The following is a 17,256-nucleotide window of genomic DNA, read 5'->3' as shown; positions in this document are numbered from 1 at the left end:
GTGCGATATGAATTCTTCTTTCAGGCCTTATGGATACAAGCTTCCAGTGAATCCGAAAAACAGGCAAGGAAACGTTTCTCACGGCTTCGTTACACCACGACAAGATCGAACTCCACAAGTAAAATGTACTTTACCTAGGAAGGTGCTGCCTATTATTTTTATCCCCGGAATTATGGGGTCAAATCTGCGCTTAAGGATGGATCGGCAAGAGAAAATAGGGCAGGATCACAATATATCGTGGCGCCCCGATAATTCCTCTGTCACGATTCAACAATATGATGACAGTCCTGCAGAGCGGCAACTGCGCCTCGATCCGGAAGTTACTGAGGTAGATACATATGATCCGGTAAAAAACAAAACCGGGAATCGAAGCGAAAGCTCTGATCAGAGAAACGAGGCGGTGCGTTATTCATGGGGCTATGGCGGATGGAGGCGACTTGACGGTCCTCTACTACAGGGAGATCCTCCTGGTGCAAAAAATGGTCGAACTCAAGACCAGAAGGCCCGGGAGCGGGGCTGGGGTGAGGTGTATTTCGGTAGCTATCAGTCTATTCTGGCGGTTTGCGAAAACAAGCTGAATTCAGCATTTTCGAACGGAAATATTGAAACGTATTTAAGCAAGCATATCGTTAATGTTGATCCTGCCAAATGGGGGGCGCATAAAAAATCATCAATGACCGCAATCGATGTGGGTGCCATCCGGGTTGCTGTTAGAGGGTGCTGGTTTCCTGTTCACGCCATGGGGTATAACTGGCTTAGGAGTAATAGAATATCTGGTGTTGATATCGCAAGAAGAATTAATAGTCTTATAGATGATTATCAAAAGCAGGGATTTCGGTGTGAGAAAGTAGTCTTGGTAACCCATTCCATGGGTGGATTAGTGGCCCGCGCCGCAATTCATCCTAAGATAGGAAAAATCAATGACAAAGTACTTGGTGTCATACACGGGGTCATGCCCGCTGTCGGAGCGGGCGCTGCATATAAACGTATGCGCTGCGGTGTTGAGAGTACGTGGTACAGCCTTCCAACTACCATAGGCGCGGCAATCCTAGGAAATAATGGAAAGGATGTTACTGCCGTCCTCGCGGGTGCTCCAGGAGTGCTGCAATTACTTCCCAGTCGACTTTATGGAAAGCACTGGTTGGAGTTTAGAAAGAATGACGAGATGGTAAAGAGCTGGCCCGAAGAATGTCCCTATGAGGAGATATATAAGAAAAGAGGAAAATGGTATGGTCTATTTCGCGAAGAGTGGATTAACCCGGCTGGTTTGAATACGGCTGGAATTTCGCAAACTCTCCGTCATTTGGACGAGGCTAAGAAATTTCATGAACACATCGAAAATACATACCATGAAAATAGCTACGCTCATTATGGTGCGGATGCCGAAAGGAAAGCATGGCATAAAGTTGTATGGCGAGCAGATGATACAGCGGTTTTTCGTGATGCTGAAGCATTGAGCATCGTCGAAGATGACCAGAAGGGAGAATTGAAACTGCTAGATAAGACGATAGCCGAGAAATCTCCCGACAAGGTATTCGATGCTGATATGCAGGCTGCCGCAGAACCGGGAGACCAAACTGTCCCGCTACACTCAGGCGATGCTCAGCTTAGGAGCGGAAAATTCAAGGGAATTTTCAGACAGTCTGGGTATGAGCACCAGGCAAGCTATGACGATAAGGCAGTGATAGATGCTACCTTGTACAGCTTATTAAAAATCATATCTACAATGAGATGGTCTGAAAAATGAAAAAACTTTCGTTATCCCCAAATTCGTGGGTGACTGCAACGATTTTTTCATTAGTCATTGCTTCCGGGGTGAGCTACGGATTTTCTATATTCGCTGGAGAATTGATGAGTAAGTCACATGGCCGCATTGGTGAAATGTTTGAAAAGACTCGTCTCGTATGCTTCGGACGATTTGTCATTGCCGTGCCGGATGGCGCGATCATGGTGCATGGGCCGGCAGAGTTAAATGGCAGTTTCAGTGTTTATCGAGATCAGGCTGATAGGCTTGCGGAATTTGCCTCGTCTCGGCTTGGCGAAGCAAAAGAGGAAAAGGATTATATTCCAGAAGATCAAGTCCAGGATTTTCCATTGGTCGGAAAAATAAGAGATGGAGTGTTGCCTGGTCAGAAATTGGTATTTGGGGCGAAAAGTTCGATCGGCTATACTATCCATTCTTACATGCCGATAGGAAGAGATTTGTTTATTCTGGAGAGAGGAAATGTGGCAGAGGCAGAGGAAGCAGTTCGAGAGATGAATCGGTTTGCTACGCAACTGCGCCCGCGTGATGATTACGAAATTCCAGTTGGACAGGGATTTTGTGTCGATGGAGGATTTGTCGATATTCAGCCAGAATATGAAAACACTGCTTTTGGTCTTCGTTTCAAAGAGTTCCCGGATGTCCGTTTTTCGATACAGACGCTAAAAAATCGTGATTATTTGCAGGAAAGCAGCAGTCCCTCGGCCATGCGTAAGAGTGCCAGGGAGCGCGCTAGTGTTATTCAGCTCGCAAGCTTCTTCGCACGCATCACAACACTGCGCGAAGGTCGTCGTCAACTTGACGGCTGGGAAGGTGAAGAAATTCTGACCAGAAGACCGGAATACAAAGACGATACCGACGCGCACGAATTTAGGTTCTTCAGTGTGGGCCAGCGTCACGACGCCCTGCACCCGCTACTGGATATTCGCATGGATACTGGCGTAAAGGAAAACGCCAAGGCAAGTGTCAGGCCGAGCCTTACCGACGAGGCGGCATTGGCATTGTGGGACAAGCTCCTCCCGACTATCCGTGTGCGCCGGCCAAGCGACGCCACGCCGCCGCCTGCACCGCCGCCCACGGTATCGCTTGAAAGTGTAAGGAAGTCTGGAGATATATGTCCTCAATCGGGTTGGTGGGAATGCCTGGAAAAGCGGAAAATTGAGGGAGAAAGGCGTCGACTCTTCACGGCAGGCGACAAGTTGCCACCTGTGTTGGCTGATGGCGGTGCGAGTTTATGGAATACGCTGATCGGTAACACGCACCAAATAGCAACGGTGGAGTGGAAGTTAGTCGAATATGACCTGCCATCTGTATTCTCGGTCGAGACAAAAGGCGCTGGAATTCCACAAGCAGGCAACGATGCGAAGGTAGACGATGCCTAACGTGATTCGCTTGAACGACCCCACCAGTCACGGCGGAAAAGTAAGCAAAGTCGCCGCTACGCACTTCACTGTCGGCGGTCTTGCCGTGGCGTGTGTCGGCGACACATGTACTTGCCCTGTACATGGTCCAGTCACTATTGTGGAAGGAGAGGCAAAACACACCATTGGCGGTCTTCCCGTCGCTTATGAAGGCCACAAGACCAGCTGTGGTGCGACGCTGGTATCAACAGTGAACAACTTCAACCACAAGTGATCAGGAGCGGATTTCCGTAGCGATGTCAGATCAAACGGTATTCTTCTTTATCGCTGCCCCCAAAAAAAACCGGGCCACATGGGCCCGGTCCGTATGACAGCACTTTCAGCAGCTTAGCGCGCCGCCACCGGCGTGGCGCCGTCGGCCGGCGCCGCCGGCTCCGTCCATCCGCCACCCAGCACGCGATACAAGGTCACCTGATTCTGCAAGCGCAGCAGATTCGCCTGCACCGACAACTGCTGCGACTGGAACAGCGAACGCTGCGCATCGAGCAGGTCGAGGTAGCTGGCCGCGCCGCTGCGGTAACGCAGGTCGGACAGGTTGAAGCGGTCGGCTTCGGCCTCGGTCACCGCGGCTTGCGCGCGCAGCTGTTCGCTGAAGGTCGCCTGGCCGGCCAGCGCGTCCGCCACTTCGCGGAACGCGGTCTGGATCGATTGCTCGTACTGCGCCACCGCGATGTCGCGCTGGGCCCTGGCGCTGCCCAGCGTGGCGCTGTTGCGGCCGTAGTCGAAGATCGGCAGGATCGCCTGCGGCGCGAAGGTCCAGCCCCAGGTGCCGCTGTCGAACAGGCCCGACAGCTCGTTGCTGGCGCTGCCGGCGGTGCCGGTCAGCGTGATGCGCGGGAAGAAGTTCGCGCGCGCCGCGCCGATGTTGGCGTTGGCCGCGATCAGCTGCTGCTCGGCCGAACGGATGTCCGGACGGTTGGTCAGCAGGTCGGACGGCAGGCCGGCCGGGATGTCGGGCAGCTCGGTCTTGGCCAGCGTGGCGCCGGCGCTCACGTCGGCCGGCAGCGGGCCGCCGACCAGCAGCGTCAGCAGGTTGATGTCCTGGGCCCGCAGGCGCTGCTGCTGGGCCAGGGTGGCGCGGGCCGTCTCGACCAGCGAACGCGATTGCTGCAGTTCCAGGCGCGAGGCCACGCCGTTCTCGAAGCGCAGCTGGGTCAGCTTGTCCGATTCCAGGCGCGTGTTCAGCGTGTCTTGCGTGATGCGCAGCAGCTCTTCGTCGGCCAGCAGTTGCAGCCAGGCGCTGGCCACCGACGAAATCAGGCTGATCTGGGTGGCCTTGCGCGCCTCCTCGGTCGCCAGGTATTGCGCCAGCGCCGCTTCGGACAGGTTGCGCACCCGGCCGAACAGGTCGAGCTCGAAGGCCGAGACCGACAGGCCCGACTGGTACACGCTTTCGATCGGCTGGTCTTCGCCGGTGGTCTGGCGGTTGCCGCTGATGCCCAGGCCCACGCTCGGCAGGCGGTCGGCGCGGGTGATGCGGTATTGCGCACGCGCCTGTTCGATATTGGCGATCGCCACGCGCAGGTCACGGTTGTTCACCAGGGCCGCGTCGATCAGCGAACGCAGGCGGGCGTCGGTGAAGAACGACTGCCAGGCCACCGTGGCCGGGGCGGCGTTCAGCACCGGGCTGGTCGACTCGGTCGCCGCCTTCGGGGTTTCCGGGAAGGCCGCAGCCACCGGGGCCGCCGGACGTTCATAGTCCGGCGCCAGCGAGATGCAGCCTGCCAGCGTCATCGCCAGTGCCAGCGGCGTCGCCAGTTTGATGTGCTTGATCATGGTTTGCTTCCTTCTTCTACATGCTTCTGATGTTGAGTCGCGTACATCTTCTGCTGGCGGTCGCTGCCCTTGAAGAGCGTGCGGACCACCACGAAGAAGACCGGCACGAAGATCACGCCCAGCACGGTCGCGGTGATCATGCCGCCCATCACGCCGGTGCCGATGGCGCGCTGCGATGCCGAACCGGCGCCGCCTGCGATGACCAGCGGCAGCACGCCGAGGATGAAGGCCAGCGAGGTCATGATGATCGGGCGGAAGCGCAGGTGCGCCGCTTCCAGCGCCGCCTCGTACGGCGTCTTGCCCTCGGCCTGCAGGTCCTTGGCGAATTCGACGATCAGAATCGCATTCTTCGCCGCCAGGCCGATGATGGTGATCAGGCCGACCTTGAAGTACACGTCGTTCGGCAAGCCGCGCATATTGGCCGCGATCAGCGAGCCGAGCACGCCCAGCGGCACCACCAGCATCACCGAGACCGGGATCGTCCAGCTTTCATACAGCGCGGCCAGGGCCAGGAACACCGCCAGCAGCGAGAAGGCGATCAGGATGCCCGCGGTCGAGCCGGACAGGATTTCCTCACGCGACTGGCCGGTCCATTCGAAGGCGAAGCCGGCCGGCAGCTGGGCTGCCAGGCGCTGCATCTCTTCCAGCGCATCGCCGCTCGAATAACCCGGAGCCGGTTCGCCGGTGAGTTTCATCGCCGGATAGCCGTTGTAGCGGTTGGTCTGCATCGGGCCGGTGGTCCATTCGGTGGTCGCGAACGACGACAGCGGCACCGGCTGGCCCTGGGTGTTCAGGGCGTTGATGCGCAGCAGGTCGTCCGGCTGCATGCGCTGCGGCGCATCGGCCTGCACGATCACGCGCTGCAGGCGGCCGGCGTTCGGGAAGTCGTTCACATACGACGAACCCAGCGAGGTCGACAGCGCGGTATTGATCGCGCCGAAGGTCACGCCCAGGGCTTGCGCCTTGTCGCGGTCGATGTTCAGCTTGAGCTGCGGCGCGTCTTCCAGGCCTTCCGGACGCATGCCGGTCAGGACCTTGCTCTGCATGGCCATGCCCAGCATCTGGTTACGCGCGGCCAGCAGTGCCGCGTGGCCGTTGCCGCCACGATCCTGCAGGCGGAACGAGAAGCCGGTGCCGGTGCCCAGTTCCGGGATCGGCGGCGGGCTCACCACGAAGATGAACGAGTCGCGCACCGCGCCCATGTGGCCGGTGATGCGGCCGGCGAACGATTGCGCGTCCTGGCCTTGCTCCTTGCGCTCGTCCCACGGCTTCATCGGAATGAACGCGAGACCCATGTTCTGGCCCTGGCCCGAGAACGAGAAGCCGGTCACGGCCACGATGTTGGCGGTCTCGGGCTGCTTCATCACGAACTCTTCCAGCGAACGCAGCACGGTGCCGGTACGCTCGGCGGTGGCGCCTGGCGGCAGCTGGATGTTGGCGATCACATAGCCCTGGTCTTCGTTCGGCAGGAAGGCGTTCGGCATGCGGGTGAACATCAGGGCGACGATGGCGACCAGCAGCGCGAACACGACCATCCAGCGGCCGGCGCGCTTGAGGATGGCGCCGACGAAGCCTTCATATTTCTTGGCGCCGGCCGTGAAATTGCGGTTGAACCAGCCGAAGAAACCCTTTTTGTCCATATGATGGCCGGCTTCGACGGGTTTCAGCAGGTGCGCGCACAGCGCCGGGGTCAGGGTCAGCGCCAGGAAGGCCGAGAAGCCGATCGAGGTCACCATCACGACCGAGAACTGGCGGTAGATGTTGCCGACCGCGCCGGCGAAGAAGGCCAGCGGCACGAACACGGCGATCAGGACCACGGTCACGCCGATGATGGCGCCCGAGATCTGGCCCATCGCCTTGCGCGTCGCTTCCAGTGGGGGAAGACCTTCCTCGCTCATGATGCGCTCGACGTTCTCCACCACCACGATCGCATCGTCGACCACGATACCGATCACCAGCACCATGCCGAACATGGTCAGCACGTTGATCGAGAAGCCCAGCGCCAGCAGGCAGGCGAACGAACCCAGCAGGGCAATCGGCACCACGATGGTCGGGATCAGGGTGTAGCGGATGTTCTGCAGGAACAGGTACATCACCAGGAACACCAGCACGATCGCTTCGAACAGGGTGTGCACCACTTGCTCGATCGAGATGTCGATGAAGGTGGTCGAGTCGTAAGGAATCGAGTACTTCATGCCTTTCGGGAAGTACTTCTGCAGCTCCGCCATGCGCGCCTTGATCAGCTCCGCCGTTTCAAGGGCGTTGCCCGACGGCGCCAGCTGCACGCCGATACCGGCCGACGGCTTGCCGTTCAGGCGCGCGGTGGTGGCATAGGCCTGGCCGCCGATTTCGATGCGCGCCACGTCCTTCAGGCGCACGGTCGAGCCGTCCGGATTCGCGCGCAGCACGATGTTGCCGAACTGTTCGACGTTCGACAGCTGGCCGGTGACGATCACGGTGGCGCTGATCTGCTGGCCCTTGGCGACCGGCAGGTCACCGATGGTGCCGGAAGCGACCTGGGCATTCTGCTGCGAGATCGCGGCGGTGACGTCGGCCGGCGACAGGTTCAGGCCAACCAGCTTGGTCGGGTCGATCCAGACGCGCATCGCCTTCTCGGTGCCGAACAGCTGGGCCTGGCCAACGCCGGTGATGCGCTGGATTTCAGGCAGCACGTTGCGCGAGGCATAGTCGCCCAGCTCGATGTTGCCGATGTTCGGGTCGTCCGACGACAGGATGGTAAACAGCAGGAAGTTCGAGCGCGCCTGGTCGACGCGCACACCCTGCTGGGTCACCGCCGGCGGCAGGCGCGGGGTGGCGCGCGACAGGCGGTTCTGGACGTCGACCTGGGCCAGGTTCGGGTCGGTGCCGGTCTCGAACGAGACGGTGATCGAACCGGTGCCGTTGGCCTGGCTGGTCGATTCCATGTAAATCATGCCTTGGGCGCCGTTCATCTCGCGTTCGATGATCGAGATGACGGAGTCTTCAAGCGTCTGCGCCGATGCGCCCGGATAGGCGACGTTGATGACGATCGAGGGTGGCGCCACGGTCGGGTATTGCGCGATCGGCAGCTGCTTGATGGCGACGCCACCGAGCACCATGATGAACAGCGCGATCACCCATGCAAAAATCGGGCGGTCAATAAAAAAACGTGCCATTGGAAAGTCCTATTCCTTTGTTCTTAGCGGCTGCTGTCGGCCGGCGTGGTCGCGCCCGCGACCGGCGAACCGGCATCCGGGGTGCGGGTATCGCCGGCACCGGCGGTGGCAGCCGCCTTGGCGCCGGCCGCGTTCGGCTGGGCCGCCGTTGCGCCTGCCTGGGCCGGCGCCTGCTGGGCGCCTGCCGGCGTCCACTGCACGGGCTTGACCGGGGTACCCGGCGGCAGCATCTGCAGCTTCTGGAAGCCGTCGACCATCACTTTTTCGCCTTCCTTCAGGCCGCCGGTGACGACCCAGTTCTCATCCTGCTGCGAAGCGATCTGGATCTGGCGCGGGACCGGCTTGTTGTCGGCGCCGATGACGGTCACGGTGTCGCCGTTCTGGCCGCCGCGGGTGACCGCCTGCTGGGGAATCAGGATGCCGTTCGGCAGCGAAGCCTGGGCAATGCGCACTCGCACGTACTGGCCCGGGAGCAGGGCGTTGTTCGGGTTCGCCACGGTGGCGCGCAGCGTGACCTGGCCGGTGCCCTGGTCGACGGTCACGTCCGAGAACAGCAGCTTGCCGCGCTGCGGCAGGACCGAGCCGTCTTCCAGCAGCACGGTGACCGGCACGTCGTTGGCGCCGCCGCCCTGCTTGCGCAGGCGCTGCAGCTCGGTGGCCGACTGGGTGATGTTGAGGTACATGGTGTCGGTCTGCTGGATCAGGGCCAGCTCGGTCGACTGGGTGCTTGACACCAGCGCGCCTTCGGTCACCAGCGCGCGGCCGATGCGGCCCGTGATGGGAGCGTTCACATTGGTGTAACCAACATTGATCTGGGCAACGCGCAGCTGGGCCTTGGCTGCGGCGACTTCGGCCTCACCTTGCTTCTGGGCGGCGACGGCGTTGTCGAATTCCTGTTTGCTGACGGCATTGGCTTCGACCAGCGGCTTGTAGCGCTCGGCGATGGCGCGCGAGGCTACCAGGTTGGCTTCGGCGCGCGCGACGTCGGCGCGCGCTGCGGCGAGCTGGGCCTGGTAAGGCGCCGGGTCGATGGTGAACAGCGACTGGCCCTGCTTGACGATGCTGCCCTCGGTGAAGGAACGCTTGAGCACCACGCCGTCGACGCGGGCGCGAACCTGGGCGGTGCGGATCGGTTCCACGCGCGCCGGCAGTTCGTTCTGCAGCGCGACGGTCTGGAAGGCGGCGGTGACGACGCCGACTTCGGGCGCCGGCATCTGCTGGCCGGCGGGGGCGCCGGCCTTGGCCGGATCGTCTTTCTTGCCGCAGGCAGACAGCAGGACCACCGCAGCCATGGTGGCCGCCGCGACCCGGGTGAGGGACATGGATGAGGAGTTGGCAGAGCGCATTACGTGTGCATCCTTCTAGTTAGAAATACTTGCCGATGTCACACCCCAGTCACTAACATATGCACGGGATGTGAGATCAACGCTGGCTTTTGCAAATAGTTTTATATACTATCACGACTGTATGTAAAATGTTTAAGCACCTTTAATTCGAGGGTTACTCAAAAGAAATGGTTCGCAGGACGAAGGAAGAAGCAGCGGCGACCCGCGACAGCATTCTTGATGCAGCAGAGATCTTGTTCGCTAAACAAGGCGTTTCGCGAACGACATTACAGCACATCGCGACTGCGGCGGGTGTAACGCGCGGGGCGATTTATTGGCATTTTGTCGACAAGGGCGCGCTGTTCAGCGCGATGATGGATCGCGCCACGATGCCGATGGACACCGCCATCCAGCAGCTGGGCGAGCGCGAGGTCGCCGACCCGCTGCAGCGCTTGCGCGACGAGCTGATGGCGGTGCTGCACATCGTCGTCAGCGACGAGAAGGCGCGCCGGGTGTTCGAGATCGCCACCCTCAAGACCGAGTTCACCGACGAGGTCGATTCGGCCCGCGTGCGCAAGCGCGAAGCGGTGGCCGAGTGGCGCGCGCGCATGGAAGCGCAGCTGACCGAGGCGCGCGCGAATGGCCAGTTGCCGGCCAGCGTCGACCCGCACAATGCGGCGACCTGCATGTGGATCATGCTCGACGGCCTGCTGCGCAACTGGCTGTTCGACCTGGAATCGTTCGACCTGATGGCGCTGGGCGGGGAGGTGATCGATACCTTCCTGGCGGGGTTGAAGGCGCGCTGAACGCGCATTCCCAATAAAAAACCCGGCCGCGGCCGGGTTCGTCGTTAACGCCGCAGCGTTTAACGCATGCCTTCGATCATCTGCTTGAGCTTGAGCGAATCGGCGACGAAGGCGCGGATGCCTTCGGCCAGCTTCTCGGTGCCCATTGCGTCTTCGTTCAGCATGAAGCGGAAGGTCTTTTCGTCCATCGCGATCTTCTCGATATCGGCGCTGTCGTCTTTGACCAGCTTGCGCTCGACCGGCGCGTCGCTGTCGGCCAGCTTTTGCAGCAGGTCCGGGGAGATCGTCAGCAGGTCGCAACCGGCCAGTTCCAGGATCTGTGAGGTATTGCGGAAGCTCGCGCCCATCACTTCGGTGTCGTAGCCGAACTTGCGGTAGTACTGGTAGATGCGCTTGACCGACTGCACGCCCGGATCGTCGGCGCCCTGGTACTCAAGGCCGGTCGATTTCTTGTACCAGTCGTAGATGCGGCCGACGAACGGCGAGATCAGCTTGACGCCGGCTTCGGCGCAAGCCACCGCCTGGCACAGCGAGAACAGCAGGGTCAGGTTGCAGTGGATGCCGTCTTTCTCCAGGATCTCGGCGGCGCGGATGCCTTCCCAGGTCGACGCGATCTTGATCAGGACGCGTTCGCGCGACACGCCGTTCTTTTCATACAGGGCGATCAGCTCGCGGCCCTTGGCCACCGTCGCTTCGGTATCGAACGACAGCGCGGCATCGATCTCGGTCGAGACGCGGCCCGGCACGTACTTCAGGATCTCGACGCCGAAAGCGATCAGGAGGCTGTCGACGATCGCTTCGGTCGACGCGTCCGGCGCATCGGCGATCGCCTTTTCCAGCAGCGGACGGTATTCCGGCTTTTGCACGGCCTTCAGGATCAGGGAAGGATTGGTGGTCGCGTCCTGTGGGGCATAGGCCTTGATCGACTGGAAGTCGCCGGTGTCGGCGACCACGGTGGTGTACTGCTTGAGCTGTTCGAGTTGGTTCATGTGGGTCTCTGGATGGTGTGGCGCAATTAGAAATCGGTGGCGGCAATGAATGCCGCGAGCATGGCTTCGAGGCCGGCGCGATCTTCTTCCGAGAAACGGTCCGGCTTCGGGCTGTCGATATCGAACACCCCAATGAGCTTGTCATCCTTGATCACCGGAATGACGATTTCCGAGGCGGACGCCGAATCGCAGGCGATGTGGCCCGGGAAGGCATGCACGTCCGGCACCACGATGGTCTCGCGCTTGACGGCGGTCGTGCCGCAGACGCCGCGCCCGAACGGGATGCGGGCGCAGGCGGGTTTACCCTGGAACGGGCCGACCAGCAGGTCCTGGCCTTCGCCTTTTTTCGAGGGAACCGTGAAGTAGAAGCCGGCCCAGTTCAGGCTTGATAACGTGTCGTAGACCAGGGCCGAGAACTGGGAAGCATTGGCGGTCAGGTCGCGCTCGCCCTCGAGGACGCTGGTCACTTGACGCACCAGCAGGTCATAGTCGGGACGGTCGCTGCGTTCGGGATTGATATGCATGTCAGGCGAAAATGCTGGTCGAAAACCGCTATTTTACAGCCACCGCTGCCGCAGGCGCTCCGGGCTCCGGCGGTGTCATCGAAATAACCATCCTGAACCGCTGGCGCAGCCTCGGCTTGCCGTCGGGGAGCTTGCCAGGGTGATAATGCACGTCGGTCTGCAGGCGCTCGCCGTTCACCCGCAGGCGTTGCACCGTCGCGCCGGCGCGCGCGTCGAGCGGCATCGCGACCTCGGTCTGGAACAGGTGTTTGCCGGTCGGGTCCAGCAGGTCGAGCAGCAGGCGCGCGCCGTCGCCCGACGCCACCAGGATGAAGTTGCCGGTGCAGGCAAAGCTGTCGACGTCGGACCAGGGCCGGAACGACCACGCGCCGGCATCGAACTGCCGGTGCGACGCCACCGTCGCGATCCGGTAGGAAGGCGGACAGCCATCGCCTCCTTGAATGGGAGGATCTTCGCGGCCGGCCCGGAGCGGCGTGTGCGTGACGGGCGCTGCGCCATACGGCGGCTGGTCGGGTCGGCCGCCGGCCGGGGCCGCCGTGCCCAGCACCCTGCGCACGAACGCCATGGCCTCTTCGCCGACCGGGACGCGTCCGGCATCGATCTGCCGGGCGCGCAGGTATTTTCGGCCGAGCAGTTCGTCACTGTCGCGGTCGTGGATGGACAGGCTGGTGATGCGGTCAATTCTTTCTTCGGACCGGTCCGCGTGTTCCTCGACCACGTAGCGCGCGCGGACGTCGCCGCGAGGATGCACGACGAAGCTGCCCGGACCGGCACGGCGATAGACCTTGTCGAGATATAGCACGGACGGATAGTTGGCCCACAATGCGTCGTCAAGGCCGAACAGCGGCTGGAATGGGCCCGCGCCGGGCTGGTCGAAGCCGATGTGGCGCAATTCGACGTTCTCGACGCCGCTCACGGCGCGCATCACGATCGGAGCGGGCAGCTGCAGCTCGGACTTGGCCATGCACATCGTCAGGGCGCCGGCCGCAACGAGGGTCGACAGGAGTAGCTTGTAGAACGTCGGCATTTAACTAGTCAGGACCGATCGGCCATTGAAAGATCGAGATCCATGGGTTGATCGGCAAGGGTCAGGAACCGCCCATTCTAGACCAAATGCGTTTCTTGCCGTCAGCGCAGGCCCCTGAGATGGGCCAGTGCCCGCTCCAGCACCGGGTCCACGCCCTTGCGGATCGACTGTACGGTCGGCCCGGCTTCGATGTCCGGCTTCAGGCCGCGGCCGACGAACGTTCCGCCGTCGGGCAGCAGGTCGCGTTTGATGCAGATGCGTCCCCAGCCGCCGCCCGGCAAGCGGATGCTCATCGGCTGGCCGGTGCTGCCGCCGGTCGTGGCGCCGATCGTGGCGCCCCGCCCCAGGGCATTGAAGGCAAGGACGAAATCTTCGGCGGCGGAGAAGGTGGCGGCGCTGGTCAGCACCGCCACCGGTCCTTCGTAGACATCGCCGTCGCGGCTGTGCGCAGGCGCGGAGCGCGCCACCGGTTCCCAGGTCACCAGGCGCGATTGCGCGCCCGCCACGATGCTGGTGCCGCGCATGAAGCTCATGGCGCGCGGGATTGCCTGCCGGGTCAGGTGTTCGAGTATGCGCTCGCCATGGACACCCGAGCCGCCGCCGTTCCTGCGCACGTCGATGATCAGGCCCTTGGCGCGCATGATCTGCGGCAGGGCTTTCGTGAATGCCTTGACGCCCTCGTCGCTCTCGAAATGGTCGAGCGAAATATAGGCGACGTCGCCCGCAAGCATGCGGAATCCGAATTTTTCATGGCTGTTCAGGTCTTGCTGGCCGCGCGCAACGCTTTCTTCACGCTGGCGTCCGGCACTGTCGCGCAGGGTCAGGCGCACCGGCCGGGCCGCGTCGCCCGCCAGCAGCTGGTAGGAATAAGTGCGCAGCGCGTGATCCTGCGGCGTCGAGCTGCTCACGAACGGCGCCACCTTCTCTTCGGCATGACGCTTGACCGGCACGCCGTCGACGGCGACCAGCTCGTCGCCGACCTTCAGCCGTCCCGCCAGCGCCGTGCTGTTCACGGCGACCACCAGCACGGTGTCGCCCACCAGCTCCGTCACGATCGGCGGGCGCGCGTAAAAGCGTTCTTCCAGTTCTTGCGGCGCAAAGATATTGGTGTGGCCGTCGCGCAAAAGCGGCGCCAGCTGCATCAGCACCTGGTAATAGTCGGCGGTGGTTTCCGCCGCCATCACCCTGGGCAGGAATTCGAGATAGGTCTTGTTCCAGTCCAGTTCCGGCGCATTGTCGAAGTGGACGAAGTACTGCCGCGCATCAGACCAGAATTGCGTCAGGCCGGCGATGCGTTCCTCCACCGGAAGTCGTTCGCGATAAGGGGAGTCGGCGCCAAGATCCTTCAGCATGCGCTGCGGGGTGGTGGAAGTGCGCAGGATGGCCTGGAAACGAGGCTCGCCGCGGATCGCCGCGAACGCTTCGTCGCCCAGCACGGCCACCATCGCGTCGCCCAGCCAGCCGTAATCGAGCATGCTCTCCAGCGCATCGAGCGCCTTGTCGGTATTGCCCAGCCGGAGATGGATGATGGCCAGCTCGCGTTGCACGTCCAGGCCGCGGAAGTAGAGGGCGCGGGAACCGGTGCCAAGGTCGCGGGTCAGGGGCGTGTCCAGCCAGGCGAGCAGCTGCTCGAGGCGCGACGCCGCCTGTTCGAGGCTGGCCCGGTCCGGGTGCTCCTTGAGCGCGGCACTTACCTCGTTGCGCACCGTTTGCGCGTAGTCGTAACTGGCCTGGGCCGGAGAATAGCCGAGCTGCTCGCCGGCCCCGGCGGGCAGGGACAGGATGGCGCAAAGGAGAAATGCAAGGGGATGACGGGGCATCGAGGTACTCGGCAGTTGGTATGCCGAAAAGTGTACAAGGATGCAAGGGTGAAAAATTCACCCTTTTCCACGGCAGTGGATCAGCCGATGAACGAATCGAACTGCATGTCGAACTCCTGCAGCGCCTTCTGCGCGTTCTGCATCTTCTTGCGGAACTCCGGCCCGCGGCGCAGCGCCAGGCCCACCGCCAGTACGTCGATCACCACCAGGTAGGCCAGGCGCGCCGAGATCGGCGTGTAGGGGTCGGTGGCGAACACCAGGTCGATCGGGATGAGCAGGGTGGCCATCTCGGCCAGCGGCGTGCCGGACGGCGCCAGCACGATCACGTCGGCGCCGCCGGCCTTGGCCAGCTTGGCCGAACGGGTCAGCGCCGGGTTGTTGCCGCGCTGCGAGATCGCCACCAGTGCATCGCCTTCGCGCAGCAGGGCCGCCGCGATCGAATGGATCGACGGGTCGGTGTAGGCCACCGTCGGCACGCCCGAGCGGAAGAACTTGTGCTGGGCGTCGGCGGCCACGAAGCCGGACGTGCCCTGGCCGTAGAACTCGATCTTGTTGGCGCGCGCCAGGATCTCGAGCGCCTGCTGGACGAGTTCCGGCTTGAGGTTGTTGCGCAGGTCGAGCAGGGTGTTGATCGAGCGGCTGCAGATCTTGTTGATCAGGTCCGACGCCAGGTCGTCCTGGTGCGGCGCCTCGCTGGCGCCGGGCAGCGCCAGCGCCAGGCCCTGCGCCAGCTTGAGCTTGAACTCGTGCCAGCCGTCGTAGCCGAGCGTGCGGCAAAAGCGCACCACGGTCGGTTCCGACACCTGGGCATTGCGCGCCAGGGCGGTGATGTTCTGGCTCACGGTCGCGGAAGGGGCGGCCAGCACCGCGAGCGCGACCTTGCGCTCCGATTTGGAGAGCGTGTCGAGCTGGGTGCGGATCGAGTCGAGCAGCATAAGTAAGTATCCAGCAGGTCTCGAGCGTCAGTCTTCCGGCAGCGATTCTTCGCGCCACTGCAGGCCGTCGCGGCCGATCAGGGCGCTGGCCGCCGCCGGGCCCCAGGTGCCCGAGGTGTACGGCGCCGGCGCGCTGTCGTCCTGCTCCCAGTGCTCCAGGATCGGCTCGACCCATTCCCAGGCCGCTTCCAGCTCGTCGCCGCGCATGAACAGGGTCAGCTGGCCGCGCAGCACGTCGAGCAGCAGGCGTTCGTACGCCTCCATGCGGGGCGCCTTGAACTGTTCGCGGAAATCGAGTTCGAGTTCGGCCTGCTTCAGGCGCATCGAATCGCCCGGCGTCTTGGCCATCAGGTTCATCGACAGGCCTTCGTCCGGCTGCAGGCGGATCACCAGGCTGTTGGGCTGGAAGCTCGACGTCGGCTGGTTGAAGATCGAGTGCGGGATCGGCTTGAAGCGCACCACGATCTCGGCCAGGCGGTCGGCCATGCGCTTGCCGGTGCGCAGGTAGAACGGCACGCCGGCCCAGCGCCAGGTGTCGATCTCGGCCTTCATCGCCACGAAGGTCTCGGTGCGCGAGCTCTTGGGCGCATCGGGTTCCTCGCGGTAGCCCGGCACCTGCTGGCCGTCGATGTAGCCGGCGCGGTACTGGCCGCGGATGATGTTCTGCGACAGCGTGGTCGGGGTAAAACGTTTTAAAGACCTCAATACCTGCAGCTTGGCGTCGCGCACGGCGTCCGGCGCGATCGAGGTCGGCGGTTCCATCGCCACGATGCACAGCAGCTGCAGCAGGTGGTTCTGCAGCATGTCGCGCAGCGCGCCGGAATTGTCGTAGTAGCCCAGGCGGTTGCCGACGCCGATCTTTTCGGCGATCGTGATCTGCACGTCCGAGATCCATTCGCGCCGCCACAGCGGCTCGAACAGGATGTTCCCGAAGCGCAGCGCCAGCAGGTTCTGCACGGTCTCCTTGCCCAGGTAGTGGTCGATGCGGTAGATCTGCGATTCGGCGAACACCTTGCCGACGTCGAGGTTGATCTGCTTGGCCGAGGCCAGGTCGCGGCCCAGCGGCTTTTCGAGCACCACGCGCGAATTCGGCGTGGCCAGGCCGGTGGCGGCCAGGTTGTCGCAGATCTTGGCGAACAGCTGCGGCGGCGTGGCCAGGTAATACACGCGGGTGAGCGATGCGTCATGGCGCAGGGCCTCGACCAGCGCCTGGTAGGTCGAGACGTCGGTCGCGTTCAGCGCCACGTAGGTGATGCGCTTCAGGAAGCGCGCCCAGCTGGCTTCATCCGGGCCGTCCTTGATGTGCGGTTTCGAATTCGTTTCGACCATGCGCAGGAATTCTTCCTGGGTCGCGTCGTCGCGGCCGACGCAGATGATGCGGCTGGCGTCGGGCAGGTCGTTGCAGACGTCGCGCGAGTACATCGCGGGCAACAGCTTGCGCATCGCAAGGTCGCCGCTGCCGCCAAAGAAAACGAGATCGAAATCGGAAAGGGCCATGGTCGGTCGTCGGTGCATAAAGGGGTTGGAACCGGAAAGCATATCGATGTAAATTTACTACATAAATACCTTGATAGCAAGTAAATTTACTACGTGGCGTCAGGTATCGCACCATGGTGCCATATCCGATTCATGCCGGTCGCATCCGAGGTGGCGTGGATGCGACGTGGGTAGTGGATGTGCATGACAGTTGCAGGAAATGCGACTATAGTTTCCTTA

The 17,256-nt window shown here is 62.1% G+C and carries 13 protein-coding genes and 1 pseudogene; 5 read left to right on the top strand and 9 right to left on the bottom strand.

Annotated elements, in window-relative coordinates; all coding sequences use genetic code 11:
- Positions 1-7 precede the first annotated feature (7 nt).
- The 3 genes from ABIB42_RS03125 to ABIB42_RS03115 are packed head-to-tail and all read left to right on the top strand — an operon-like array spanning position 8 to position 3,397.
- Positions 8-1,747 carry an esterase/lipase family protein gene (locus ABIB42_RS03125; protein ID WP_219864961.1) on the top strand — a complete coding sequence of 580 codons (1,740 nt, stop codon included), beginning with the start codon at positions 8-10 and terminating at the stop codon, positions 1,745-1,747.
- Positions 1,744-3,144 (top strand): T6SS immunity protein Tli4 family protein, encoded by a 1,401-nt coding sequence (locus ABIB42_RS03120; protein WP_219864960.1) that lies wholly within the window; start codon positions 1,744-1,746, stop codon positions 3,142-3,144. Before ABIB42_RS03125 ends, ABIB42_RS03120 begins: the two co-directional genes overlap by 4 nt.
- The gene (locus ABIB42_RS03115) at positions 3,137-3,397 is read left to right on the top strand and encodes a PAAR domain-containing protein (RefSeq protein WP_081589879.1); all 261 of its coding nucleotides are present in this window, start codon (positions 3,137-3,139) and stop codon (positions 3,395-3,397) included. Before ABIB42_RS03120 ends, ABIB42_RS03115 begins: the two co-directional genes overlap by 8 nt.
- A 113-nt stretch (positions 3,398-3,510) precedes the next feature.
- Here the strand turns inward: ABIB42_RS03115 and ABIB42_RS03110 are convergent, their stop codons facing one another.
- Genes ABIB42_RS03110 through ABIB42_RS03100 form a run of 3 tightly spaced genes read right to left on the bottom strand, consistent with a single transcriptional unit; the run spans position 3,511 to position 9,460 of the window.
- Positions 3,511-4,959 carry an efflux transporter outer membrane subunit gene (locus tag ABIB42_RS03110; protein ID WP_005665946.1) on the bottom strand — a complete coding sequence of 483 codons (1,449 nt, stop codon included), beginning with the start codon at positions 4,957-4,959 and terminating at the stop codon, positions 3,511-3,513.
- Complete coding sequence (locus tag ABIB42_RS03105) at positions 4,956-8,114, bottom strand: efflux RND transporter permease subunit (protein ID WP_005665948.1); 3,159 nt, start codon at positions 8,112-8,114, stop codon at positions 4,956-4,958. Before ABIB42_RS03105 ends, ABIB42_RS03110 begins: the two co-directional genes overlap by 4 nt.
- Before the next feature lie 23 nt (positions 8,115-8,137).
- Positions 8,138-9,460 (bottom strand): efflux RND transporter periplasmic adaptor subunit, encoded by a 1,323-nt coding sequence (locus tag ABIB42_RS03100; RefSeq protein WP_005665950.1) that lies wholly within the window; start codon positions 9,458-9,460, stop codon positions 8,138-8,140.
- Positions 9,461-9,627: 167 nt separating this feature from the next.
- Between ABIB42_RS03100 and ABIB42_RS03095 the strand changes: the two are divergent.
- Positions 9,628-9,801 (top strand): annotated as a pseudogene (locus ABIB42_RS03095) (TetR family transcriptional regulator); the annotation flags it as partial.
- A gap of 27 nt (positions 9,802-9,828) precedes the next feature.
- The gene (locus ABIB42_RS03090; protein WP_273027754.1) at positions 9,829-10,245 is read left to right on the top strand and encodes a TetR family transcriptional regulator C-terminal domain-containing protein; all 417 of its coding nucleotides are present in this window, start codon (positions 9,829-9,831) and stop codon (positions 10,243-10,245) included.
- 59 nt (positions 10,246-10,304) lie between these two features.
- On the opposite strand, the gene tal is transcribed toward ABIB42_RS03090, so the two are convergent.
- The 6 genes from tal to zwf all read right to left on the bottom strand — a co-directional run bounded on the left by tal (position 10,305) and on the right by zwf (position 17,037).
- The gene (gene tal / locus ABIB42_RS03085) at positions 10,305-11,234 is read right to left on the bottom strand and encodes a transaldolase (RefSeq protein ID WP_429247888.1); all 930 of its coding nucleotides are present in this window, start codon (positions 11,232-11,234) and stop codon (positions 10,305-10,307) included.
- 26 nt (positions 11,235-11,260) lie between these two features.
- Positions 11,261-11,758, bottom strand: a complete 498-nt coding sequence (locus tag ABIB42_RS03080) for a GAF domain-containing protein (RefSeq protein ID WP_005665956.1) — start codon at positions 11,756-11,758, stop codon at positions 11,261-11,263.
- Positions 11,759-11,786: 28 nt separating this feature from the next.
- The gene (locus ABIB42_RS03075) at positions 11,787-12,785 is read right to left on the bottom strand and encodes a hypothetical protein (RefSeq protein ID WP_429247887.1); all 999 of its coding nucleotides are present in this window, start codon (positions 12,783-12,785) and stop codon (positions 11,787-11,789) included.
- A 101-nt stretch (positions 12,786-12,886) separates the two neighbouring features.
- Positions 12,887-14,605: a S41 family peptidase gene (locus ABIB42_RS03070; protein ID WP_219864956.1), complete on the bottom strand. Its 1,719-nt coding sequence runs from the start codon at positions 14,603-14,605 to the stop codon at positions 12,887-12,889.
- Positions 14,606-14,685: 80 nt separating this feature from the next.
- Positions 14,686-15,540, bottom strand: coding sequence for an SIS domain-containing protein (locus ABIB42_RS03065; protein ID WP_005665962.1), 855 nt, complete (start codon positions 15,538-15,540; stop codon positions 14,686-14,688).
- Positions 15,541-15,567: 27 nt separating this feature from the next.
- Positions 15,568-17,037: a glucose-6-phosphate dehydrogenase gene (zwf, locus tag ABIB42_RS03060; protein ID WP_005665964.1), complete on the bottom strand. Its 1,470-nt coding sequence runs from the start codon at positions 17,035-17,037 to the stop codon at positions 15,568-15,570.
- Positions 17,038-17,256 lie beyond the last annotated feature (219 nt).

It is taken from the genome of Massilia sp. UYP32 (genome assembly GCF_050434365.1).
GTDB lineage: Bacteria > Pseudomonadota > Gammaproteobacteria > Burkholderiales > Burkholderiaceae_D > Telluria > Telluria timonae.
This window is presented reverse-complemented; position numbering and strand designations above follow the sequence as displayed.